This is a genomic window from Candidatus Krumholzibacteriota bacterium (assembly GCA_034520215.1).
GTDB lineage: Bacteria > Krumholzibacteriota > Krumholzibacteriia > Krumholzibacteriales > WJIX01 > JAGHBT01.
Map to the genome: position 1 here is coordinate 1,216,362 of JAXHNR010000001.1, position 23,848 is coordinate 1,240,209.

Consider the following 23,848-nt stretch of genomic DNA (forward strand, 5'->3'; position numbering starts at 1 on the left):
ATGTTATGTAGAATATTCACTCCTCACAGTCAACTTTTATTTTATCAAACTCTTCTCGCACGGGCTTACGCCGCCTGCTTCCGCGACGGAGATTCAGTGCCGTGTTAAAACTTCTCGTCATACTTTGTCCAGAGCAGGTCGCCTAGATTCCATGCCTTTTCCACAACGCGTTTTCCCTGCCGGAGTGTGTAGTCCGTCAAAAACTCCCGTCTTCTTCTCTTATTCTTAATCATAAGAGCTTTTTTCTCGAACTCCTCCTGATCGGCAAATAACTTCTTCTGAACAGGATCCCAGCAGTTTCGAACGTCATGGCGCATATCTCCCCAGCGCTGTGCGGTGAGGGTTCCAAGGCGGTTAAAAGCCCACCAGGCTGATTTTCTGGTATATCCATCAGGTCTTCCGGGAGTTTTATACGACTCCGGAAGATCTTCAGCACCGCAATAAACGGGAATATAGACCGAGGTCGCTATATTGTCCATGGCGAGCCAGACGACTCCTCCAATCTCGTCGGGCAGCCACTCTCTTGTTTGTATAATCGTACCGTACATCGTGTACCACCGCGCGATTGTCCTCTCTCCCAGAAATCTTATATCTCCTTCGTCCGACACCTGAAACCAGCTTCCGGGAATGTCGTCTATTTCGAGCTGATCATAGGGCAGAAAGGGATTTGCCAGCGGAGAGACTACTTCTTTCCCGTCTTTGTCTCTTACCGTTATCTTCCGGGTCATATCGTAGGGCGTACCCTCATAATAATCCTGAAAAACAGCTATTATATCCTGAACGGAAACCTTCTCGTCCGGTTTTACCGAAAAGGGGTAATTCTCCGATGTTGGACTAAGATTCAGTGAAGGAGCAAGCAGGTCGAATACTCTCCACTCTCTTCTTCGTCCGGCGATAGATTTTCTGCTATCGGGGGCATACGCGTAACAGAACTCGAAAGTTTCCCCCTCACTCCACCATCCGTTCTCTTCCGCCACACTGTAGATATTATCAGACGCCATGAAGTGGTCTGGATCATCGAGATCAATTTCCCTTATTCGGCTGGCATTGGCATTTACAGAAACATGATCGTCAGGGACTCTCTGGGCGGCCCACACGGCTCCGATTTTACCCTTTCCGGGTCCTACTATCTCAAAATGCCATACTTCTCTCTTGTCTGATATAGTCAGACATTCGCCCGCGTCACTCCAGCCGTATTTACTCGTTAATTCATCCGCTATCCTTATAGCTTCACGGGCGCTTGAAGCTCTCTGGAGCATCAGCATGCACAGCCGCTGACAGTCAATCAGGCACTCATCGGACTGCAGCTCGCTTCTGCCGCCGAATGTGGATTCACCGATTGCCAGCTGCTTCTCATTTATGCACGGATACGCGGTGTTGAGATAACCGTAGGTCTTTTCAATCTGAGGGATACTTCCTATTGGAACATGCTTGTATGCCGGCATAGCCAGCGAATCGTCCGACTCTCTCCTGAACATAGTTACCTTTTCATTCCTGCCGTGTCTCTCTGCCGGCCTTATATCCATCCAGGAACGGGTTTTGTGGCTGTCGTCGGTGTGTGAAGTGATAACAGAGCCGTCCACCGTGGCATTCCTGCCGGCTGTAATAGAGGTACAGCCCTCCGGCACACCTCCCTCCCAATCACTCTTATCCCGCGAAAATAACACCGCGGGTATCAATAAAAAGATAAAAATAACAGATATTATCCTTCGCATTGCAATCTCCTTTTTAGAACCTGAATTTGATATTCTGATCGATTTATATTCATCCGTAGGATACTAATATTTAATGTAGCACCCTGTCAAAGGATAAAGGGGGTGGAGTTTCCCCGAAAATCCGGCAAGTATTGTACTAACATTGCGAGATACAATAAGTTATTAGGGTTGGTAAGTGGAATAGGGTTTTCATTGCTGATGAGTGCGGATGATTGATATTTTCAAAACCCTCCGGAGGGCGAGCGGGCAAGGATTTCTGACCCGAAGGGGCAGAAAGAGCGAGCCCGAGGTGGGAGTGGCAATTCCCTCGCCGGGGGAATTGACCACGATTTTGAAAATATCAATCATCCGCATACTGTTACAAATCATCGACTACCTTATAGGTTATAAAAATTGGGGGAACTCGAAATAAAGGGGTTGGAACTTCTTGCAATTTCACAGGCAATTTTTATTTTCAGAGGGGCCCAGAGCCCTTCAAACTGACGCTGATTCAATAACCTTTTGCAGTATCAACGAAGAGCTCGCTCCTTTTATTTTTGTGAAGTGATTCAAAAACATCTTTAAAACTCACCTCGATGTCATAGGCGTCAGTAAGAGCCGCCTGATGAGGTGTAATATAAACACTGTCATTCATCCATAACTGCGATGAAGCCGGCAGGGGCTCTGAGCTGAAGACATCTAACGTCGCTCTGGATATGTATCCTTTCTCTATTGAATCTAAAATCGTCTTCTCCTCGACCAGCCCGCCTCTTCCGACATTTATAAAATGAAGGTTCTTAAAATTCGAGAAGAATCTCGCGCTGAGCATATTCTTGTTCTTACCCGCGGCTGGCAATGTGGATATCAGAATGTCTATCTCCGGAGGTTCGCCAAGGAAATCACCGGCAGAATATACTTCCTTAAAACAGGAAACTTCTCTGCCGTCCGTATTGACACCCAGAAGCTCAAAATCAAATCTTGAAAGAAGTCTCGCCACTTCTCGACCCATATTTCCCGTTCCAAGTACAGCGGTTCTATTCTTTTTCTCAGGAACTTTTTTTTGCCAAACCCTCGATTTCTGCTGCTTATAAAGCTCATATAAGTTCTGCTCAGCGGCAAGAATATGAGACAGGCAGTACTCAGCCATTTTTCTTCCCATATTTCCCACAGTCCGTGATACTATGATATCTTCATTCAGGTCATCCCTCTCAAGAAAGGCGTCCGCCCCGGCGCCGAAAGAGTGAATCCATAAAATATGAGAGATATTGAGGTTTCGGGGCAAGGTGAAGGCTGCAAGGGCATTGTACTCATTTAGTGTTTCCTGATCAACGCTCTCGAAATAATCTATTCTGATATTTTCCTCTTCAGCATATTCTTTTATCCGTTCATGGAAATCCCGCGAGAGTCTTCCGGAAGTTATTATTCTAAATTTATCTTTCATGTTACATCATCCCTCAATAAACACCGCGCTTTTTCCCTCGTGATACTACCACATCAAAAAAAAAGAGAAAAGAAATCATCTGCTTTGAAAGTACTCCCCCAGCCACAATTTCTCTGTTATCATTTTAAAACACCAGATCTTCTAACGAATTTCGTATTTGGCAAGGTAGCCTCTCAGTCCGCCGCTGTTTATCTCTTTCTCCCAGGATGCCTTGAGGAAAACACTTTTAAAAAGTTTTTTTCTGCCGAGATAGATGTAGGCAACCGCACCGCTGCATCGTTCCTTCAGGAAACTGACAAATTCATCGAGCAGAGCTTTTGCGCCCCCGGTATCATTGGAGCGTATCCCGTACGGGGGGTTACATATAATAACAGTTTCCTTAAGTGAATCTATCTTTTGAAATGGCCTGCGGGTTATATCAACATTTTCCCCCCCGGGAAGCCGCTTTAGATTATTCCCGGCTGCCCTGACAGCATCTTCAGACAAATCACTTCCAGCAATCAGTCCCTTCGGAAGCGTTTTAATCTGTTTTTCATAATCCTGTTTAACCTTCTTCCAGAGTTCTTCATCAAAATCGGGCAACTGCTCAAATCCAAACTTACACCTGAGATAACCTGCCGGAATACGGCAAGCGTACATATATGCTTCGGCCAATAGTGTTCCGGAGCCGCACATTGGATCATACAGCCGCCGCTGGCCACTCCACCCGCTGAACTTTATTATCGCGGCAGCTACTGTTTCCTGCATGGGCGCGCTGACCGAATCGAGCCGATAGCCCCGTCTGTGAAGCGAGCCGCCTGAAGTGTCAACACTGATAGTAGCCTTGTTATTGTGAATATATAGATTCAGCCACAAGTCCGGATCTTTAGGATCAACATTGGGTCTTCGGCCGCTTATCTCGCGGAAATAATCGACGACAGCGTCTTTGAGCCGCCGCTCCGCGTATTGCGAGTGGCGTATACGGCTTTTCGAGACATTAGCCTTGACGGCAAAGGTCTCGTCAAGAGACAGCAGCCTCTTCCATGGCAAAGACTTAGCCGTTTTATAGAGATATTTCTCGCTGTGGCAGTCGAATGTCAGAATCGGCGCGAGCACTTGTGATGCAAACCTTGAAGTGTAGTTTACACGGTATAGTGTTTCATGATCGGCTGTGAAATATATTCCACGATAGGTTGTCTTTACATCAGAGGCGCCGAGCTTGCTTATCTCTTCAGCTTCCAGTTTCTCCAATCCATTAGCGATTTGCGCAAAATACCTATTAGTTTTCTGGTAAGCGAATCTATCTTCTAATGAACGTTTCACCTTTTTGGCTCCGATACAGTATACCCCTTTTTTTGAATATCTTAAAGTGAAATAAGTATTTACTATTCAATAAACTCGTTGCCCACTTTACGCGCGCGCTCCGGCTTATCTAAATTAATATCCAGCGCTAACCCTATTTCAACAAGCAGGTTCCATCCGGCGGTTAAAAATATGTATGGATTCATATTCCCCCCGTCAGGAACACGTATAGTTGTAAACGGGGTATCTCTATCCGCGATCGCGACGACTGTCAGTCCGACACCTTCAACTAAAACTTCCTTAAATTTTTCTATTTCCTCTTCGATTGGATCTATTACAAACACAATATCATTACTGTCCATAACCTCTTCGATACCGTGTACCGCGTAGGTACCTTCCAGAAAGTCAGATTTTTTCCGGGTGATTTCATTCGTTTTAAGAGTAAGCTCTTCTGCTACACCGTCATCATAACCCGCGAAATAAATCGTAGGCGCCTTCGCGGCTTTTTCAACGATATCACTCTTTACCGGCATGGAAAGGGTTTCTCTGATCTTACCTGCTAACTCTTTAAGATCGGCTGAATTACTATTACCGGCAATGTGCCATAGTATCGATTCGTAAAAAAGAGCCTGTTCGACTACACTCTTAGTAGCCGCTACAGCCTGCTCCCATCCGCAATTTAAAACAAAGGTTTCATTACACGCCTCTTCGAGAAGTGTTCCCTCATTGGCAGTAAGAGCAAAACGTAATTCATTGCCCTGATCGGCCAGTTTCTTGGCCAGTAAAACAACCTCCTTGGTCCGCCCCGAGTTTGAAGCGCAGAAAACCGCGAATTTAGACAGATCGTACTGCGCCGACTGGCGTGAACCGTCTGTTGATATAGAAAGATCGAGCCCCATTGTCAACCCTTTTCGTATTGCATTTTTTGCGGGATAGATTCTACTTGAACCTTCACCTGTAAGTAGCAGTCTGTCAATATCTTGTATTTTGCCAGCCACTTCTTTTGTCTGGCCCGGATCAAAATTCTCAACAACGCTTACAGTATCGACCATCTCCCTTGCTAAAGCGTATTTCGAATACTTCTCTTCTTCTATATTCATTCAATGCTCCTTTCTAAAAAAATATTAACTTAACTCCACTCGGGATCTGCCTTTAAATCCCGAAACTGAATCTTAAATTACATATATTAAAATATAACAACCGTTACAAAATGCCGTTATATCATCTGTTAAGAATCCCTCTGACTGATTTCACCTGCCAGCTTCTTAAAATCCTCTGTTTCCTTACGCACCTGTTTTACAAAACTGTTATCTTCGATCGTTCCAATCGCGGCTTTCATCTCCTCAGCATTTCTGTATGTATTCTTTGTGAACTTATTATCGAAATCCTTCTTTCTGGATTTATAGACGGCTTCATTAACAAATTCCTGAATCTCAACAACTCTTTCAAGCGCCTCAAGCCAATCATCTTCAGTAAGCTTAGTATTGGGACGACCTATATCTCGAAGTGTGGCAAAGGCATGTTTCTGTTTTTCAAACGGATATTTTTCCCACAGCTTGTCATATCTGCCGTGAATATCCTCCCAGGAAGAAAGCTCCCCCTTAACTATATCTTTACGCAGGCGGTCAACATCTCCTTCAGCGATAAGCTGCCCTCCTATATTTAACCATCTCTCTTCGCGCTCACATTCGAGTTCTTCAACCATCGATGAAAATCTTAATGAAGGATCAGATGCCATATATTCTATCAGATTCTTTAAAGCGTAATAATGAAGCATATCATAATAAGCGTGGTATGCCTCACGAACTTTCAAAATCAGGACCTTCCTTTTTGACTTTTCCATATTTTCGCCCAGAACTTCCAGTTTGTCTGTCTCCCCTATAGATCCATTTAGAAGCTTACGCCCCACTGCGGCCAGCTTATCTTCGTCTTCATTGCCGTCTAATTCACCTTTTTGGCGGAGGCTCGCTTTCGCCACCGATATCTCCAGCAGTCTACGGGCCTTCATTATTTCTTCCGCTGTATCCGGAGCTAAAGGATCGAATTCAATATTCTGTATCTTCCTTTCACGTTTGTCTCTATTCTTAAACTTGGAGGAATTTCTGGCCAGAGCATACATATTATTCAACCACCAGAATGCCGGAAAGACTTCAAGCCTGCCCTTTACATCATTATTATTAACTAGTGAAAAGGGCAGAGGAATATCGAGTTCAGCCGGATAATCGGCTTTAGCAAGGAGAACAAAGGAAGCAAAACGGCACGAATGCTTAACGCTGACACATAATCCCGGCCAGAATCCTCTACCCGCCTGAATTTCATTGTCGTTCGCGCGGCTGTTGTGATTTGAACCTATCGTAGCGCCCGCGGCCATATTACTCTGGCCCATCACCACAGAGGCTATCAGGAACGAATTGTTGTGATGCTGCTCATGAGCCGGAAATATCAGATTGTTGAGAACTTCACAACATGAAATCGTAGAATTATCCCCGAGGAAGGAGTTTATAAGCCTGGCTCCGTATTTTAGATTGGAATTATCGCCAAGAATGAATCTCACAGCCTTGCAGCCGTAGAAGACATGACAGCCGAAACCGATAATACCATTTACCAGCTCTACCCCTTCGCCTATCTGCGTCTTCTCTGTTTCCGATGAGTTAATAGTAAGATTTTTTAGTTTGTTTATTCCTTTAATATAACAATAGGAACCGATCTTGACATCTTTTAGAATACGGGAATTCTTGATAACACACTGACTTCCGATAGTACCGTAATATCCTCTGCTTGAATCAAAACTCTCCTGAGTGATCTCTTTCAACTTTTCCCGCATCGCTGTATCATCTCTGTATTTTGCCCATATATAGGCGTCAGCTGGTATTATACCCTCGAAGGGCAACACACTGCGGCACCCTGTTTCATTCATCAGGTCGAGCCATACGCGTACTTCCTCCCGTTCACCTTCCTTTATAATTCCGTTTCCGAATTTCGCGTAATTTGTAGTATGCATTTCATTGATATTTGACAAAATAGTCCGGTCACCAACAATAAAATGTGATAAATAAAATACATCGTGGATCGCGACGTCATCTCCTATATCACACGCAATTATCAAGCTGTTTTTAATTCCGACCGGAACCTTCAAATCATGGTGGTCGAGAATTACGTTTCTCACGTTTCCTATTCGAACACGGCCGTAGAAATCATTATTCTTTATCTGTCCGGGGTCAAATGTGTCAGTTACGAATATTTCATCCCAATTATCGGAAGTATTGTTATTCTTCACAAGCCTGCGTACTTCATCGGAGGTCAGATTACGCCACCTTTTTTCAGGCCATAAAGCCTGACTATAACGATGGTAGTATTCATCTTTTCCCTTAGGAAGATACTCTTTCGGAATAAAATCTCTACCTATAACATCTGCCGGTAAAATTCTTACACTATCCAATTGTTTCTATTCCCCCTGTCAAATCTCTCATTTTTGATATTATTTTTAATTTATCGCCAACTGGAAGTGTACAATCACGGAAATAAAATTTCAAGATTATTTATTTTGGAGTTTTCCCAATTTTTAACATTCCTTTGTATATCCGGCTATTGGTATTGTCAAAAACGCCGTCTATTTCCCCTGCGAGGAAATAGCGTCTCCCGCTCTTGGGGCCCGCTCGTCTTCCGAGAGGGTTTTGAAATACCAATAGCCGGATAAAAATTAATATCAATTCCACTTATCAATAGAGGAATGTCCTGTGGTAATTACCCTGTAACTTTGCCGTTACTGAAATATTGCCCTTATTTTCGAGGGGAAACTCCAGGTATACCCAGTCGTTGACAAAAGGGATGATTTGCGCTATATTAAATCAATGGAGACATGAAGATGAAAAAGATAAACCCCTATTTTCTCAGCTTACTTTCCGCTCTCGCGCTTATCCTTTTTACTTCCGGATGCTATACGATACTGAACCATCCCCGTGTAGAAACTGAATCACAGGAAGACTATCAGTATAATTCCTGTTCCGACTGCCATGGTCAAAACGCCTATTTTGGTTATTACCATACTCCCCTCGCGTATCCCCGCATGTGGCATGATTACTACGTTCAACCTTGGTGGTACAGTGAAATCGACAATTCCGAGGGACAGAATATACCGACAAGAAGTATAATTGGAGACAGAGAAATAAAATTTAATGATAATGATTTTATCACAAACCCTGCTAATATACGCGGAGGGTCTTCAACGGTCAGGGAAGTCAGAGAGACGGACACAGAGAAAAGTGACACAAAAAGCGGTTCAACAAAGGATAATAGAACAGAAAGAATCAAGAGGTCCGAAAGAAAAGCTCGGGATAGTTCCACAACAAGAAATAATAGCGATTCCAGAGATGACAACGAAGACAGATCAAGTGATAAAAATCGCCGGTAAGTTTTATCATACGGCCATCCATTTCTTTTCGCTGTGAGGTGAAAATTGAACAAAGGAAAAATAGTAATTTTTACTGTAATAATGCTCTTTTCTGCCATTTCTTCCCGTTCACAGATAATCGGGACGATGCAGGCTGACAGGCTGGACCTTCTTAACACATACCAGTCGGGAGGAAGAGCGGCATCACTGGGCGGAGCTTACACCGCTGTAAGTAACGACGCATTCGCTCTAATCTACAACCCCGCCGGTCTGACTCAAATAAATAAGAAGGAATTATCATTCGGTATATATTACAGCACAGAAGATCTATCCACTAACTACGACAGATATAATTCTCTGCTTCCTAATTCTTCCACCGGGATAAGTCACCTTACAACGGTATACCCCTTTCCCACTTACCGCGGAAGTTTCGTTATCGGGTTCGGTGTTTTCCGAGTTGCGAATTCAGACCTTGAATATTTCAAGAATTCCCGCCGGGATGATCTAAACGGCACTATCCGGAACACACTCATTCAGACGGGAAATATATATCAGTACCGTTTCGGCGCGGGGGTCGATATCTCACCGAGGATAGCAGCAGGGGCTAATCTCGTAGTATGGGACGGATCTTCGGGGTTCGTAGAAGATATTTCCTTCGAGCACACAGCGAGTGATTCATCCTATCTTTTCAGTGATGACGTTTCTGTCAATCTGGACGGACTGAGTATGGAAATGGGTCTGCTGTTCAGATTGTCCAAGACACTTAGAGCCGGACTAAAGATAAGCACTCCGGCATGGTTATCCTACGACGGAGACGCCGTTGAATACTATGACTGGAGTTATTCAAACGGCGCAGAGTGGACAACAGATCCTTATTACTATTATATCGAAGATGAATATACGCTTCCTATGAAACTGAGAGGAGGAGTGTCATACCAATTTAAGAACCTTCTTCTATGCGCGGACGCTGAATATTGTGACTATACTCAGACTAAATATAACGGCAAAAAACTATATAACAAAATTAACCGTAATGACCCTGTCCTGGAGAAAACACTCGATTTAAGTTTCGGAGCAGAGTTTGCTCTCCCCTTCTATCCCGCGAAACTCCGGGCGGGTTATTCCTATATTCCCACCAGATTTATCGGAATGGAAGAATTGTCCTACATAGAAGAAACATCCGAAACAATGAGCATTATATCTGAATGGTCAGCCTTCGACGTTATAAAGAACCGCCAGCTCTATTCCTTCGGCATAGGAGGGCTTATAGACAAGGTTCTAAAGCTCGACCTAACTGTCTCAATAGGAAGTTTTGAGAGGGAAACGGAATATCTGACAGAAACTGTAGATATAACTAAAACTTCGCTTTCAACATCTTATAGATTTTAATAAGATCTCTCCTGACTAAAACTACACCTGTTTTGTCTGATATTCGAACTATATAGCGGGGAGTGCTTTCTCAGGGGAATATTTATCCAATCAAATACTTGAGACTTTCTGAAACTACTACTAAATCAGTCCTTTCCTAAAAGGTTCGCGAGAGCTTCCTTCGCGGCCATCTGCTGGGCGTCTTTTTTATTTTTGCCTCTTCCTCTTCCGCGAATTTTTCCATCAATATTCACTTCGATAAAAAACATTTTATCATGTTCCGGCCCCCTAGTAGACTTTACTCTGTAGTCGGGGTATTCGCCGTATTTCTGCTGTGAGAGTTCCTGAAGTTCACTTTTGTAGTTTATATGATCTCTGTGTTCAATATCTTCACGTAATGTGCCCAAGATAAAATTCGATATAAAATTCCTGGACGCTTTGAGACCGCCGTCAATATATATTGCTCCGATAATTGCTTCCATAACGTCGGATTGTATTGAATCCTTACCGTGGACCCCGTCCCTGTAGGCATTATCACTAAGAATTATATGCTCCTTGAGATTGATTCTCTCCGCTTTCTTTGCCAGAATATTCTTACTTACCAGGAGTGACTTCTTTTTTGTAAGCTCTCCTTCATTTTCATCGGGAAATCTCTTCATAAGGTAATCAGCAGTGGCAAGCCCCAGAACAGCGTCTCCAAGAAATTCAAGCCGCTCATATGTGGTATCCATATTCCCATTTAAGGATTCCCCCAGTACTGAGCTGTGGGTTAATGCCTCTATGAGATTATCTCTATTGTGAAATCGGTAATCTATCTTATTTTCTAGAATGTCAAGATGATATATACCGGTATCGTCAGAAGCCCCTCTGAAAAAGGCCTTTAAACGATTTATAAAGCCGCTCATAAGAAATCTCTTCAGTTCAGCAATCAAAACTTCTTTAAAACAAGGCTTACGTTATGTCCGCCAAATCCAAAGGAGTTACTCAACACATAATTTAATTTTTTCTCACGTGCTTTGAGTAAATGGTTGAGTCGGCAATCTTCATCAATGTTTTCAAGATTAGCTGTCGGCGGCATAACATTATTTACAAGCGCCATTGTAGAGATGATAAATTCCACTCCCGCAGCGCCTCCTAGAAGATGACCGGTGCAGGATTTAGTGGAACTTACATCTACAGAACTATCTCTTCCGAAAAGAGATAATATAGCCTGCGCTTCCGCCCTGTCGTTATACTGAGTCGATGTGCCGTGCGCGTTTATATATCCAATGTCTTCCGGTGTAATTCCAGCGTCCTTGAGGGCCATACACATCGAGCTTAGAGCTCCTTCTCCATCTGGAGAGGGAGCAGTAATATGATACGCGTCCGCTGTCATACCAACTCCGGCTAACTCTGCAAATATCTCAGCTCCTCGTGCCTTCGCGTGTTCAAGCTCCTCGAGAAGTATAATCCCCGCTCCTTCGGCCATAACAAATCCGTCACGATCCAAGTCAAATGGACGGCTGGATGTTTTTGGATCATCATTCCGGGTTGAAAGTGCTTTCATCTGACAGAAACCGCCAAGAGCCATGGGAGAAATAGTTGCTTCAGTCCCGCCGGTTACAACAGCGTCACAGTATCCGCTCTTTATTGCCATCCATGAAGTTGCTATAGCGTGACCGCCTGAAGCACAAGCGGATACTGTGGCGTAATTAGGCCCCTTGAACCCGTATCTAATAGAAACCAGACCTGAAGCCATATCAGAAATCATCATAGGTATAAAGAAAGGACTGATCCTTGAAGGTCCGCCTTTCATATATCTTTCGTGCTGTTTTTCAAAAGTTTTAATCCCACCTATTCCTGACCCAATTATCACCCCGAAATTGTCACCATCGGCCTTGTCGACATCCAGATGACTGACAGTTTCAGCTGAAGCCGCCACAGCCAGCTGGGAAGAACGATCCATCCTCTTCGCGTCTTTCCTTTCGATATACTCGTTAGGATCAAAGTCTTTTACTTCGCCGCCCACCTGTGAACTGTAATCACTTACGTCAAAAGCCTTTATTATATCGATTCCAGTCCTGCCGGCGACGATGTTTTCCCAGTTTTCTTCCACAGTCTTACCACATGGGCTTATAACCCCCATTCCCGTAACTACTACTCTTCTGCTGCTGGCGGACATATTCCCCCCTGTACTATCCATTAAAAACCCCCTTTACAAAGGGCTTTGATAATACTTCTGAAGTTTTATACCCATAACCCCGGATATCGATCTTATCTCTCCTCTAACTTAAAAATTCCCGTAGAGGAAAGCGCTAATACTACTCCTTTACGTTATCCTTAACATAATTAATTGCTTCGCCTACTTTTGTTATCTTTTCAGCTTCTTCGTCCGGAATCTCCATACCGAATTCTTCCTCGAGAGCCATAACCAGTTCTACCGTATCGAGAGAATCAGCACCGAGATCGTCGATAAATGAAGCCTCTTCCTTTATCTGATCCTGATTGACTGAAAGTTGTTCTTCTATAACCTTCTTTACTCTGTCTTCAAGTGCCATCTAGCTTTTACCTCCTGTTTTTTTAAGCACTAAGCCATAACCATTCCACCATCACAGTTAATAACCTGACCTGTGATATAACTTCCAAGCTCGGAGATGAGAAACAGCACTATACCTGCCACATCACTTCCCGTTCCAAACCTTCCGAGTGGTATCTGATTAAGCATGCTTTCCCTTATATCATCGGGAAGCTTCGCCGTCATCGCTGTCTCGATAAATCCCGGAGCAATCGAGTTGGCGGTTATGCCGCGAGGAGCTAATTCCCTCGCTACCGATTTCGTAAACCCTATAACACCGGCCTTACTGGCTGCATAATTACTTTGACCCGCGTTTCCCATAAGACCTATAACCGATGCTATATTAACTACGCGGCCAAACCTTTTCTTAAGCATATGCTTTGTAACCGCCTTGGTAAAATTATACGAGCCGGTCAAATTAACCTTTATAACACTTTCCCATTCTTCATCCTTCATGCGAAGAAGAAGGTTGTCCCGCGTAATCCCCGCATTGTTTATCAAGAAATGGACCTGATCGCGCCATTCCAGAACGCTTGAAACACATTCAGCGACACTCGCTGAATCCGCAATATCACACTCGAGAGCGAGCCCGCCGACTCCCTTCTCTTCTACCAGGGAAACAGTTTCCGCCGCACCTTCAGGGTTAACATCAACGACAGCTATATCAACGCCTGAACCGGCTAGAGTAAGAGCTATTTCCCTCCCTATACCCTGACCGGCTCCGGTAACAATCGCGGTTTTACCTTTAACATCCATTATAAGATTATCCCCTTTTTACATAAACCAATCAAATACACAACGTGACAACCGAAAAATCTTCAGTTAATTAAGCAATACTTTATATAAAATCGTTCGCCGAGGCAACAATCTTTTTTATTTCTTCAACAGTGCCGGCTCTTGTTACTGTTCTTCGGCGGTCAATCCTCCTCATTAGCCCTGCGAGCACCCTGCCGGGTCCCGCTTCAATAATATCCCCGTCCCACTTCTTCAGAAGTAAATCCATAGAATCAGACCAGAGAACCGGACTGGTAAGCTGCCTTGAAAGAGCGTCTATAATTTCATCTCTGCTTCTTACAACAGTTCCATCTACATTAGATATTACATCCACTTCAGGGTCACATATTTTAAAATCTTTTATAAAGGATACGAGTTCATTCTCAGCTGAAGAAACAAGAGGAGAATGAAAAGCCCCGCTGACATTAAGCTCAAGAACCTTCTTAGCTCCCTCTTCCTTCGCCACTTCCATGGCCCTCTCTACCGCCTCGATATGTCCTGAAATAACTATCTGCCCCGGGCAATTAATATTGGCCACAACGACAATAGAGTTATCTCTTGAAGAATCCTTGCATATATTCTTAACGTTGGATCTGTCTATGCCGATTACCGCGGCCATTGTGCCGGGTTGACGTAATCCGGCTTCATACATAAGCTCCCCGCGTTTCCTCACTATCTTCAGAGCATCCATGGCTTCGACAGCACCTGCGGCTACAAGGGCTGAATACTCTCCAAGACTGTGTCCCGCTGTAATTACAGCTTCAATTTGAGCCTCTTCCTTAAGAACGTTCCAGACTGCTATGCTGTGAAGTAATATCGCCGGCTGCGCGTTCCTGGTTTCTGTAAGAGTAGCTTTATCCCCTTCAAAGCAAATACGGGACAGTGGAAAGCCCAAAGTTTCATCACCCTCTTCATACAATCTCGCGGCGGTCTTAAACTCCGCGGCAAGGTCCTTACCCATCCCTTCAAACTGTGAGCCCTGTCCGGGAAATATTACTGCTTTCTTCATCCTGTACTGCTCCTTCTATCGGTTACTTCTAACAAAGATTATCTTCTGAATAAAACAGCCCCCCACGTCAATCCTCCTCCAAAGGCTGCAAGAAGCACAAGGTCACCTTTTTTTATAACTTTTTCATCCTGTTCTTCAAGTTCTCCCAGCGCTATGGGTATACTGGCTGTTGAAGTGTTACCCATTCTATCTATATTAATAACAACTTGCTGCTTCTTTAACTTCAACATCCTTCGAACACCCTCTATAATCCTGATATTTGCCTGATGAGGTATCAGAAAATCTACATCGTCTGAACTTAGCCCGGCCGCACTCAGTGTTTCCTTAGCCGCCTGAGACATTGCTTTTACAGCGTATTTAAATAATTCGCTTCCCTTCATCTTTAAATATTGCTCCCCTTTTTCAATACTTTCAGCGGTAAGAGGACTTCTCGAACCACCTCCCGGAAGATAGAGCAGATCAGAATATCTGCCGTCCGTCTTTATAAACGTTGACAAAATACCTTCTCCGGGAGGACATGATTCTAAGACCACGGCCCCCGCGCCGTCTCCAAAGAGAACGCATGTCGATCTATCTGTATAATCAGTTATACGGGAGAGAATTTCCACTCCAACTACGAGAATCTTATCGGCCTTACCTGATGAAATGAAGGCGTCCGCAATTGTTACACCGAAAATAAACCCGGAACACGCGGCTGTCAAATCATAAGTCGCGGCATTTCTAGCTCCGAGCCTATCCTGAAGCAAACATGCAGTTGAAGGAAATATCATATCAGAGGTAGCGGTACCGACTATTATCTGATCAAGCTCCTCAGCCTTGACACCGGCCCTCTTTAACGCCTTTACAGAAGCTTCATAACTGATATCACTGGCCGCTTCATCATCTCTTGCGATATGTCTTTCGCGAATACCGGTTCTTTCAACAATCCATTCATCAGAAGTGTTTACAATCTTTTCAAAATCTTCATTAGTAAGTATTTTCTCGGGAATATGGTATCCCACACTTTTAATTTTTGTTCCCCTTAACTTTCGATCACTGCTCAAACAAGGTCCTCCTTCATTCTCATAATAATTTTACGGTTTATTTCATCCCTGACAAATCTGCTTATACTTATTATTCCATTCTTGACCGCCCTGGATGAACTCCCTCCATGCCCTATAAAAACCGCTCCTTTAACTCCCAAAAGAGGCATCGCGCCGTATTCCGCGTAGTCCAGTTTTTTCTTAAGATTTCTAAAAGCCGGCTTCATAAGAAACCCGCCTAATTTGGGTAAAAAGGCATTCTTCATTTCATCTTTGAAGAAAGAACTTAAATAAGTTACGATACTTTCAGAGAATTTAAGAATTACATTGCCGACGAACCCGTCCGTAACTACTACATCCACTGTGCCTTCAAATATATCGGTCCCCTCAACATTACCAACGAAATTCAATTTACTATCTTTCAGAAGGGTGTATGATTCCCTGACAAGTTCATTCCCCTTGGACTCTTCCTTACCAATATTCAATAACCCGACCTTCGGGTTGACCGTACCCATAAAGGTTTCAGAATATATTGATCCCATATAGGCAAACTGTTCGAGATGGTGGGGATAACAGTCAGAATTAGCACCGCCGTCGAGCAGTACCGTATATTTCCCTCTAGTCGGCATAAGAATGGCAATAGCGGGACGGATTATCCCTCGGAGCCTTCCAAGTGATAACAGCGATGAAGCCACAACGGCTCCCGTATTCCCGTTGCTGAAAACCGCGTCAACTCTTCCCTCTTTATGCTCTTTTACGGCAAGTGTAATCGAAGAGTCTTTTTTTCTTCTTATGGCAGTCGCCGGGCCTTCAGACATTCCCACAATTTCTGAAGCGTGCACAATCTCAATATGAGCGGTATCATAACCGTTACGCGAAATATCTTCTTCAATTAATCTTCTTTTCCCAACCAGGACTACATCAAATTCGCCTCTGGCAGCCTTCACTGCTTCAACAGCCCCCTTTATCATAGCACCGGGAGCATCATCACCACCCATAGCATCAACCGCTATTCTCATTATTTCTCCATTAAACAAATATCCATATTATTACCATAACTTACTAAGAGGTTAATAATAAGCTTGAAAAAACTAAAAACTATCTCTAGCTTTTCTTTTCTTCCTGCTTTATAACTTCACGTCCTCCATAGTATCCGCAATTGGGGCATACTACATGAGGCGGTTTCGGTTGGTGACAGTGAGAACAGCTGGACACAGTAGGAGTTGATATCTTCCAGTGTGTCCTTCGTTTTCTTTTTCTGGCTTTCGAAAGTCTTCTCTTTGGTACTGCCATTTAATCACTCCTCATCGAACTCTTAAAAATTATCTCTTTCCGCTATTCTTTAATTTATTCAAAGCTGCCCACCTGGGATCCGTTTGTTCCCTTTCGCATCCGCATTCTTCGATATTCAAATCATTTCCGCATACAGGGCAAAGACCTTTACATTCCTCTTCGCACAAAATCTTCATCGGTATATTAAGAACTACGGATTCCTTTACTCTCGGGAAAATGTCGCAGCAGTATTCCTCCTCACTGCTTAATAACACGTAATCACCTTCACCACCGCCGATAGAGGCCTCATCACCGGATGATCGTTGAAATATAACATCGAATCCGGTAACTACCTTTGTAACACAATCTTTGAGGCACCTGCTGCATTCCCCGTGGATGTCACATTCTACTTCAGCGTCAAGCAAATACCGGCTCCCCATTGAAGTGACATCAGCTTTTACTCTGATTTCACATTTCAACGGACCAATTTCATACTCGGGTAATTCAAACACATCTTCAAACGAAAAAGTCTCACGTCCGTCAGTCTGCCCGAGATTCACTTCCATCTTTGGAAACTCATTAACCATAAAAAGCTTATATTAATCTTCATCAAACACGATAGCAAGCTCTTTTTCCGCCGATTCTGGTGAATCTGAAGCGTGAACCGCGTTTTCCTGAAGATCTGTTCCGTACATATAGCGGATAGTACCGGGATTTGCTTCCTTCGGATCTGTCGCTCCAACAAGTTTTCTTAAAAGCTCGATACTATCCTCTTTTTCAAGTTCAATACCAATAACACTTCCTGAAGTAATATAAGAAATCAGTTCGTTAAAAAAAGGCTTATCTTTATGGACAGCGTAAAAACTCTCCGCCTTTTCCCTTTTGAATTTAAACTGTTTCAAGTTTGTTATTTCAAAACGGTTCGTAATAAGCAGATCAATGATCGCTCCCTGGCTGCCGCTTTCCACCGCTTCAGGTTTTATCATCAAAAAGGTCTTAGTCAAAATATTCCTCCATTTCATCACTCTTCATCTTGTGCTATTGCATTTTTATAAAATTCAGAGTGTTATATCGTTTTTAAGAATATTACTTTATAAAATCCTTCAGAACGTCTTTAAGGTCAGGTCTGCCTATTTCGTCCAGATCGTATGACACTCTCACCGACTGCTGCGGGATATCGATTATTCGCCCCAGGTCTATCGGCGTACCTATCACAACCGTATCACAGTCAACCTTGGAAATAGTTGTTTCCAGATCCTTTATCTGTTCTTCGCTGTAACCCATAGCGGGAAGTAAAACACCAATCTCAGGATAGAGCTCGAATGTTTCAGCCATACGGCCTGTCGTGTACGGACGAGGGTCTACAAGATCCGATGCTCCGTATTTAAGAGCTGCCATGACACCAGCGCCGTACTTCATTCCGCCGTGAGTCAAAGTCGGTCCATCTTCCACACAAAGCACTCTCTTGCCGTTTATAGCCGCCGGATCATCAACTGTAAGTGGCGAAGCCGCGTCAATAACGACCGCGTCCGGGTTGTAAATGTTTATATTCTCTCTTACAATTTCCACACCTTCAAGATCAGCGGTGTCAATCTTATTTATAACAATAACATCAGCCATCAAGAGATTAGTAAATCCCGGATAATAACCAATTTCATCACCCGGCCTGTGAGGATCGGCAACAACTATGTTGAGGTCTGTCTTATAAAAAGGTATGTCGTTATTGCCGCCGTCCCATAGTATTATATCCGCTTCTTTCTCGGCTTCACGCAGAATGGCTTCATAATCAACGCCGGAATAGATAATTACACCGTTGACAATGTGAGGTTCATACTCTTCCATCTCCTCTATTGTGCAATTGTGTTTTTCCAGATCTTCCAACGAACCGTACCGCTGAACACTCTGTTTGGCAAGGTCACCATAGGGCATGGGGTGTCTTATAGCTACGACCTTCTTGCCGGCATCGGTTAAAATCCCGGCAATCTTTCTCGTGGTCTGGCTCTTTCCGCATCCAGTACGGACGGCACATACTGATATTACAGGTTTGGTGCTCTTTATCATAGTCGGCTCCGCGCCGGCTAAAGTAAAGTTAGCGCCGAGTGAATTTACATACTGCGCTTTTTCCATTACATACTGGTTTGGAAGATCACTGTATGAAAAGAATACTTCCTCGACGTTCTTTTCCCTGATAAGTTCACCCAGCTTCTCTTCAGGATAAATGGATATACCCTCAGGATAAAGTTCTCCCGCTAGTTCGGAAGGATATTTTCTATCGTCAATATCCGGAATTTGTGTGGCGGTAAAAGCCACTACTTCATATGATTTATTACCTCTGAAAAGGGTATTGAAATTATGAAAATCCCTTCCAGCGGCGCCCATTATCAAAACTTTCTTTCTCTCCATACCTGCCTTCCACCTCCATGGTAATCGATAGGGGAAACTCCCCCGGTTCAAGCCTTATTATATCCCGGCTACTTCGTTAATTTATTTATCAGATTGCTGGTTGAATAACCTTCAACCATTTTTATCCTCTTTACTTCTCCACCATTGCGGAGCACAAAATCAGCACCCGCTATCTCCTCTAAGGAATACTCATCCCCTTTGACAAGTATATTCGGATTCAATTTCCTGATTACTTCAACAGGTGTATCCTCCTCAAAAACAGTTACATAATCAACGCAAACGAGATGAAGGAGGATAAAAGCTCTGTCATATTCCTTCGTAAGAGGCCTTCGGTGCCCTTTCAGACGTTTTAGTGAACGGTCACTGTTAATACCTACAACAAGACAGTCACCAAAACCCCGCGCTTTAACAAGCAGTTCAACGTGCCCGCGGTGAAGGATATCAAAACAGCCGTTTGTAAAAACCACTCGGCGGCTTAGCTTATCTTTTCTGAAACCGGAAAGTTCATCCGGGTTTATAATTCTCTCTTTATACTCATTCATAATATTAAGAAGTAAAGGAAGAAACAAGTTCTTTTAGATCGACAACAGCAGTGCCGAGCTTACGTACAACCAGACCTGCCGCCGCGTTGGCTAACTCTATCGCTTCATCAAGTTCCGCTTCGGCCGCGAGTGCCGCGGCTAAAACACTAATAACGGTATCTCCCGCGCCCGTAACGTCGTATACTCCGCTGGCCATCGTTGGAAAATGATGATGCTTTTCCCCTCTTCTAAACAATGTCATCCCCTCTTGGCCCCTCGTAATAAGTACGGCTTCCGCCTCGAGGTCATCCAGGAGAGACTCTCCTACTTCCAGAAGATCCTTCTCGGATTTGATCTTTCTGTTATAGAACGCCCCCGCTTCATTTTTGTTAGGTGTAATAATGTAAGAACCATGGTAGAGGGAAAAATGTTTCTCCTTTGGATCAACAAGCATGGGTATTGAATTAATCTCGCATAAGCGGCGGACATTTTCCATCAATTTTTCCGTCACTACACCCTTTCCATAATCAGAAATGACCACAGCGCCGACATCTTTCAATACATCTTCCACAACGTCAAGTATCTCATTTAAAACTTTTCCTTCTATATCCCCCTCGGATTCAAAATCGGCTCTTACAACCTGTTGGTTGTGCGCGACAATCCTGATCTTTTCAGTTGTTACCCTTGACTTATCTCTGACAAGACAATCAGTTGTAACACCAAGTTTACTGATGAGGCTCTCAAGTTCCTCGCCAGCGGTCCCTTCACACAAAATACCTACAAGGGAGCATTCAGAACCGAGCGAGATAAGATTCCACGCGACATTTGCCGCCCCGCCGGGTCTTACATCTGTTTTTTCAACTTTTACTACAGGGACAGGCGCCTCAGGGCTTATTCTATCAACAAGCCCCCAATAGTACCTGTCAAGCATTACATCTCCGATAACAGCGACAGATGAGCTTCTTATCTTTTCTCCTATTTCCTCTAATCTGTCCTTATTCAATCGTCATCCTCTCTGGCGGTACATTTTGTCCAGAAGATAAAAAAAGATATCAGCTTGAGCATTTAACGCTTCAAGTTTAAAAAAATATAGCGTTAAATTGCTCCTCAATCAAGAAGAAGATAAATTCGTCGGGATAAATCCTGCCCTTTAAATCAAAAAAACATGATCAGAGAAATAAACCCACCTGCTGTAATCATTCACTTGTTTCATAGCAGGACTTTCCCCAATTTTTAACATTCCTTTGTATATCCGGCTATTGGTATTGTCAAAAACGCCGTCTATTTCCCCTGCGAGGAAATAGCGTCTCCCGCTCTCAGACTCGCTCTTTCCCATTTCCCTAAAGGAAATGGGAAAACCATGCCCGCTCGTCTTCCGAGAGGGTTTTTTAGGTACCAATAGCCGGATAGAAACTAAATATCAATTCCACTTATCATTCTGGGTAATTACTTGATAGTTATGCCATTACTAAAATATTGCCCTGATTTTTGGGGAATGTCCTGGTCTCATAGCAATTGACTAATCAAACTGTATTGTTTAACCTTAACTTAAGAAAGTGAATAATTTAATGTTAGCCGATATGCGATTATTTGCCCGTCTTCCGCGCGAGTATTGGCAAACAGCAGAATCAGGTTAATTTTTTCAATGAAAGGATAATCATGAAGAAGAAACAACATCAAATCCCCGTACAGCTCGATGAAAAAGAAGCTGAAGGAGTATATTCCAATTTTGTCCTTACCTCTTTTACCCCGGCTGAATTTGTTATAGATTTCGCCAGAATGCTTCCGGGATTAAAAAAAGCTAAAGTTCATTCCAGAATAGTAATGACTCCTCAATCCGCGAAATCACTTGTAGGATTACTCAGCCAAACAGTGAGAAATTACGAGAGTAAATTCGGCGAGATCGAGGTTAAAGGAAAAAAAGGAAATCAAACAATTGGATTTCACGCAAATTCAAACCTTGGTTCAGACAAGAAGAACTGAAAAAAATACATCAACAGCATGCGCCCGGACAAATTATACCCTGTTATTTTCGGGCGGTTTTGTTTTCCACCTCTTATGGGCCCAGAAATATTGATCCGGATATTTTATGACGGTCTCTTCCAACGCCTTGACGTGAAGAGCGGTTAATCTCTTTATTTCTTCTTCCCTGTCCGCTTCCGGATTCATCTGAATTTGAGGGCAAAATACCGCGTGATGAGTTTCATCTTTCCTTCTTACAATAAAAGAAAAGATTATAGGACAGTTCACGCGACACGCGAATTGCGCGGCGCCCGGATATGTAGAAGAAGGTATCCCGAAGAAATCCACAAAAATGCCGGCTTTCCTGGCGTCCTGGTCGGAAAGCATCGCGACGACTCTGTTCTTCTTCAGCGAAGCAAAGATGCCTCGTATTGAAACACCAACGGGTATGGTCCCTATTCCAGCTTTTCTTCTAAGCCGGTTAATGTAGGAATCGACAAATTTGTTCCCCTGCTGTCCAACGAGAAAATCTGTCGGGATTCCAGTAGCGGCAAACGCCGCTCCCATAAGCTCCCAACTTCCTAAATGACCTGTAATCGCTATAACCCCATTACCCTTTTTGAGCGCTTCTTCCATATATTCCTTACCGGAGAAGGATACAAGCTCCCGCAGGTCATCAGCAGACAACCTCCCAACAGAAGCGAACTCGATCATAGATTTCGCGAAGTTAATGTAGGATCTTCTGCCGGTTCTCAGCCGCTCCCGGCTGCTCATTCTGTCTCCGAAAGCTTTCTTTAGATTATTCAGTGTAACAGATCTTCTTATTCTGAAAATATCGAATGCCAGTATGCCGAGTATTCCGCCAAACTTTACTGAAACCTTAAGGGGCAGAAGCGAAGGCAGAATGGAAAGAATATACACTCCCATCAGCTCTAAGCGGTGGCGTATTCTCTTCCAGTTATCTATATTTCCCCCCATCAAGTTACAAGTTTTGCCAGACGACTCATCTTGATTTCAATGGCGTCTTCCGGACACAACTCATGACAGCACATACAAGTAATACATTTATTATTATTTATTCCGCACACTCCGTCCTGATAGGATATAGCCTCAACGGGACAGCTTCTCTGGCAAAGACGACATCCGGTACATACCGATGGATCAACTATAAGTTTTAACCACACAAAGGGTGATATCATACGGGCCAAAGGCCTGGGAATCATCCTGAGTTTTCTGTTTGACGGCAAATCAAAAGATACGGGTCTTACCTCTTTGCCGTCACCGGTTACCTGTATACTCTCAATATCACCAACCCCCAGTTTAATCTCATCCGCCATCCTCGTTGTATCTATCGAGCCGGGTTTAAAACCAATTATTCGCGCGGCTACGGCGTCAATAGCCACCGCGTCTTCACCGGCTATAACCAGCCCCAGCTTCTTTGGATTCCCTGAACTTGGACCGTCACCCTCCATCGCCACAACCGCATCGACGATACTGAGAGAGGGTCTTACCTTACTGTATAGCTCAACCAGCATCCTCGCGAATTCTCTCGGTTTCGGAAACTCCTTGTGCAACTCTGACTTTCTAAAACCACAGACAGTGCCGAACATATTCTTTAAAGCGCATGTTAAGAGTGTGAGTGTATGTGTCTTCAACTTAGCGATATTTATTATCACATCGGCATCTATAACAGGTTTCGCTATATAAAAAAGATAATCTCCGCTTTTTACCTCCACTGACCCTGAAGCTTCAAAATTTACGAGTTCTACTCCGATTCTGCGGGCCATCTCCTCAATACCGGTGTTTTCCCATACTCTCTTTACTCCGCGCAACACCCCTCCCGGACTGTCGCCTATAACCGGATACCCGCCGCAATCTGTTACGATCTTTGCCACAGCTTCTATTACGGACGGATGCGTAGTTATCGCTCTTTCAGGTCTCTTCGCGGAGAGCATATTCGGTTTGAGAAGCACCCTTTGTCCCGGCTTAACAAAGTGCTCAATGCCGCCGACATGCTCGATACTCCTGCTTACAGAATCATAAACATCAGCAATTCCGTAACCGGAACACTTTGTAATAGAAACAATACTGTTTTTAGTATTCCGTGTACTCAAACTTGAATCCTCTGCTAAAATCCCCTTTCCGGAAAATAAAATA

The 23,848-nt window shown here is 43.7% G+C and carries 23 protein-coding genes; 3 read left to right on the forward strand and 20 right to left on the reverse strand.

Translation table 11 applies throughout. The features are described 5' to 3' along the window. Positions 1-104: 104 nt before the first annotated feature. The 5 genes from U5O15_05280 to U5O15_05300 form a co-directional block, all read right to left on the reverse strand. Positions 105-1,715 carry a C69 family dipeptidase gene (locus tag U5O15_05280; GenBank protein ID MDZ7860065.1) on the reverse strand — a complete coding sequence of 537 codons (1,611 nt, stop codon included), beginning with the start codon at positions 1,713-1,715 and terminating at the stop codon, positions 105-107. Between the two features lie 490 nt (positions 1,716-2,205). Next, on the reverse strand, positions 2,206-3,135 hold the full coding sequence (locus U5O15_05285; GenBank protein MDZ7860066.1) for an NAD(P)-dependent oxidoreductase: 930 nt from the start codon (positions 3,133-3,135) through the stop codon (positions 2,206-2,208). A gap of 141 nt (positions 3,136-3,276) precedes the next feature. Beyond that, positions 3,277-4,437 carry a THUMP domain-containing protein gene (locus tag U5O15_05290; GenBank protein ID MDZ7860067.1) on the reverse strand — a complete coding sequence of 387 codons (1,161 nt, stop codon included), beginning with the start codon at positions 4,435-4,437 and terminating at the stop codon, positions 3,277-3,279. Positions 4,438-4,499: 62 nt separating this feature from the next. Continuing rightward, positions 4,500-5,516 carry a sugar isomerase gene (locus U5O15_05295; protein MDZ7860068.1) on the reverse strand — a complete coding sequence of 339 codons (1,017 nt, stop codon included), beginning with the start codon at positions 5,514-5,516 and terminating at the stop codon, positions 4,500-4,502. Positions 5,517-5,644: 128 nt separating this feature from the next. Beyond that, positions 5,645-7,855: a DUF4954 family protein gene (locus U5O15_05300; protein ID MDZ7860069.1), complete on the reverse strand. Its 2,211-nt coding sequence runs from the start codon at positions 7,853-7,855 to the stop codon at positions 5,645-5,647. Between the two features lie 426 nt (positions 7,856-8,281). On the opposite strand from U5O15_05300, the gene U5O15_05305 reads away from it, so the two are divergent. Continuing rightward, positions 8,282-8,827, forward strand: coding sequence for a hypothetical protein (locus tag U5O15_05305; GenBank protein MDZ7860070.1), 546 nt, complete (start codon positions 8,282-8,284; stop codon positions 8,825-8,827). Positions 8,828-8,872: 45 nt separating this feature from the next. Then, a complete protein-coding gene (locus tag U5O15_05310; protein MDZ7860071.1) occupies positions 8,873-10,195 on the forward strand; it encodes a UPF0164 family protein in 1,323 nt (440 codons plus the stop codon). A 125-nt stretch (positions 10,196-10,320) separates the two neighbouring features. Here U5O15_05310 and rnc read toward each other — a convergent pair whose 3' ends face one another. The 13 genes from rnc to rfaE1 all read right to left on the reverse strand — a co-directional run bounded on the left by rnc (position 10,321) and on the right by rfaE1 (position 20,732). Further along, the gene (rnc, locus tag U5O15_05315; GenBank protein MDZ7860072.1) at positions 10,321-11,079 is read right to left on the reverse strand and encodes a ribonuclease III; all 759 of its coding nucleotides are present in this window, start codon (positions 11,077-11,079) and stop codon (positions 10,321-10,323) included. Between the two features lie 23 nt (positions 11,080-11,102). Next, on the reverse strand, positions 11,103-12,356 hold the full coding sequence (gene fabF, locus U5O15_05320; GenBank protein ID MDZ7860073.1) for a beta-ketoacyl-ACP synthase II: 1,254 nt from the start codon (positions 12,354-12,356) through the stop codon (positions 11,103-11,105). Between the two features lie 118 nt (positions 12,357-12,474). Beyond that, positions 12,475-12,711: an acyl carrier protein gene (gene acpP / locus U5O15_05325; GenBank protein ID MDZ7860074.1), complete on the reverse strand. Its 237-nt coding sequence runs from the start codon at positions 12,709-12,711 to the stop codon at positions 12,475-12,477. Positions 12,712-12,740: 29 nt separating this feature from the next. Further along, a complete protein-coding gene (gene fabG, locus U5O15_05330; GenBank protein ID MDZ7860075.1) occupies positions 12,741-13,484 on the reverse strand; it encodes a 3-oxoacyl-[acyl-carrier-protein] reductase in 744 nt (247 codons plus the stop codon). Positions 13,485-13,566: 82 nt separating this feature from the next. Then, the gene (gene fabD, locus U5O15_05335) at positions 13,567-14,511 is read right to left on the reverse strand and encodes an ACP S-malonyltransferase (GenBank protein ID MDZ7860076.1); all 945 of its coding nucleotides are present in this window, start codon (positions 14,509-14,511) and stop codon (positions 13,567-13,569) included. A 38-nt stretch (positions 14,512-14,549) separates the two neighbouring features. Beyond that, positions 14,550-15,554, reverse strand: a complete 1,005-nt coding sequence (locus tag U5O15_05340) for a beta-ketoacyl-ACP synthase III (GenBank protein ID MDZ7860077.1) — start codon at positions 15,552-15,554, stop codon at positions 14,550-14,552. Then, positions 15,551-16,552 carry a phosphate acyltransferase PlsX gene (gene plsX / locus U5O15_05345; GenBank protein ID MDZ7860078.1) on the reverse strand — a complete coding sequence of 334 codons (1,002 nt, stop codon included), beginning with the start codon at positions 16,550-16,552 and terminating at the stop codon, positions 15,551-15,553. Before plsX ends, U5O15_05340 begins: the two co-directional genes overlap by 4 nt. Positions 16,553-16,637: 85 nt before the next feature. Further along, entirely contained in the window at positions 16,638-16,826 is a 189-nt protein-coding gene (rpmF, locus tag U5O15_05350) for a 50S ribosomal protein L32 (GenBank protein ID MDZ7860079.1), read from the reverse strand. Positions 16,827-16,855: 29 nt separating this feature from the next. Continuing rightward, on the reverse strand, positions 16,856-17,392 hold the full coding sequence (locus U5O15_05355; protein ID MDZ7860080.1) for a DUF177 domain-containing protein: 537 nt from the start codon (positions 17,390-17,392) through the stop codon (positions 16,856-16,858). A 12-nt stretch (positions 17,393-17,404) separates the two neighbouring features. Beyond that, on the reverse strand, positions 17,405-17,809 hold the full coding sequence (gene ndk, locus U5O15_05360; protein ID MDZ7860081.1) for a nucleoside-diphosphate kinase: 405 nt from the start codon (positions 17,807-17,809) through the stop codon (positions 17,405-17,407). A gap of 82 nt (positions 17,810-17,891) precedes the next feature. Beyond that, a complete protein-coding gene (locus U5O15_05365) occupies positions 17,892-19,208 on the reverse strand; it encodes a cyclic 2,3-diphosphoglycerate synthase (protein MDZ7860082.1) in 1,317 nt (438 codons plus the stop codon). 68 nt (positions 19,209-19,276) lie between these two features. After that, the gene (gene rfaE2 / locus U5O15_05370) at positions 19,277-19,750 is read right to left on the reverse strand and encodes a D-glycero-beta-D-manno-heptose 1-phosphate adenylyltransferase (GenBank protein ID MDZ7860083.1); all 474 of its coding nucleotides are present in this window, start codon (positions 19,748-19,750) and stop codon (positions 19,277-19,279) included. Positions 19,751-19,754: 4 nt separating this feature from the next. Further along, complete coding sequence (rfaE1, locus tag U5O15_05375; GenBank protein ID MDZ7860084.1) at positions 19,755-20,732, reverse strand: D-glycero-beta-D-manno-heptose-7-phosphate kinase; 978 nt, start codon at positions 20,730-20,732, stop codon at positions 19,755-19,757. Between the two features lie 656 nt (positions 20,733-21,388). On the opposite strand from rfaE1, the gene U5O15_05380 reads away from it, so the two are divergent. Beyond that, the gene (locus tag U5O15_05380; GenBank protein ID MDZ7860085.1) at positions 21,389-21,712 is read left to right on the forward strand and encodes a DUF3467 domain-containing protein; all 324 of its coding nucleotides are present in this window, start codon (positions 21,389-21,391) and stop codon (positions 21,710-21,712) included. A gap of 33 nt (positions 21,713-21,745) precedes the next feature. Here U5O15_05380 and U5O15_05385 read toward each other — a convergent pair whose 3' ends face one another. Next, positions 21,746-22,669: a lysophospholipid acyltransferase family protein gene (locus tag U5O15_05385; protein MDZ7860086.1), complete on the reverse strand. Its 924-nt coding sequence runs from the start codon at positions 22,667-22,669 to the stop codon at positions 21,746-21,748. Further along, complete coding sequence (locus tag U5O15_05390; protein ID MDZ7860087.1) at positions 22,669-23,805, reverse strand: DUF362 domain-containing protein; 1,137 nt, start codon at positions 23,803-23,805, stop codon at positions 22,669-22,671. Before U5O15_05390 ends, U5O15_05385 begins: the two co-directional genes overlap by 1 nt. Positions 23,806-23,848 lie beyond the last annotated feature (43 nt).